The sequence below is a fragment of the Azospirillum griseum genome (assembly GCF_003966125.1).
In the GTDB taxonomy this organism is placed as follows: Bacteria; Pseudomonadota; Alphaproteobacteria; order Azospirillales; family Azospirillaceae; genus Azospirillum; species Azospirillum griseum.
Genome location: NZ_RXMA01000108.1, coordinates 1 through 924, shown reverse-complemented (window position 1 = coordinate 924; position 924 = coordinate 1). Strand labels below are relative to the sequence as shown.

Here is a 924-nt window from a genome sequence, read left to right as displayed (position 1 = left end):
TGAACCGCGCCGGGATTGTCGGCGGCTCCAACTCCTGAGAAGGTGGAGCGACGATGAGCAAGACAACGAACAAATTTTCAGCTGAGGTCCGGGAACGGGCTGTCCGGCTGGTTCTGGATCACGAGAAGGATCATCCGTCGCGATGGGCGGCGGTGTCGTCCGTGGCGTCCAAGATCGGCTGTGCGGCACACACGCTGAATGAATGGGTCAAGCGAGCCGAGGTGGAAAGCGGCAGCCGTGCCGGGGTTCCGCTGGATGTGCTGGAGAAGCTGAAGGCCCAGGAGCGGGAGATCCGGGAACTGCGCCAGGCGAACGAGATGCTGCGCAAGGCGTCGGCATATTTCGCGATGGCGGAGCTCGACCGCCGACAGAAATGATGCTGGGCTTCATTGACGCCCACCGCCAGGAATACGGGGTCGAGCCGATTTGCGACGTTTTGCCAATCGCCCCGTCAACTGTGCGTCGGCATGCGGCCCGCAAGGCTGATCCGGCCAAGCTCCCGGCGCGGGCACAGCGCGATGTCGGGCTGAAGGCGGATATCCAGCGGGTGTTTGATGAGAATTTCCAGGTCTATGGGGTCCGCAAAGTGTGGCGGCAGTTGCAGCGCGAGGGCATCCAGGTGGCACGCTGCACGGTCGCGCGGCTGATGCGGGAGATGGGCCTGCGCGGTGCCATCCGTGGCAAACCGGTGAAAACCACCATTGCCGACAAGGCCTTACCCTGTCCGCTGGATCGGGTGAACCGGCAATTCCGGGCCGACAGGCCCGATCAGCTGTGGCTTTCTGATTTCACGTATGTGTCCACCTGGAGTGGGTTCGTCTATGTGGCTTTCATCATCGACGCCTTTGCCCGGCGGATCGTAGCTGCGCTGGCCCTTCGGGCTCGGCTGGCGGGTGTCCCGCACGGCTGACGCCGGTTTTGTCC

1 pseudogene and 1 other annotated feature are annotated in these 924 nt (G+C 63.4%); the pseudogene reads left to right on the top strand.

The features are described from left to right. Nucleotides 1-53: 53 nt before the first annotated feature. Nucleotides 54-924: pseudogene (locus EJ903_RS26355) on the top strand (IS3 family transposase); the annotation flags it as partial. Further along, nucleotides 335-451: a sequence feature (AL1L pseudoknot), on the top strand. Its footprint overlaps the pseudogene before it by 117 nt.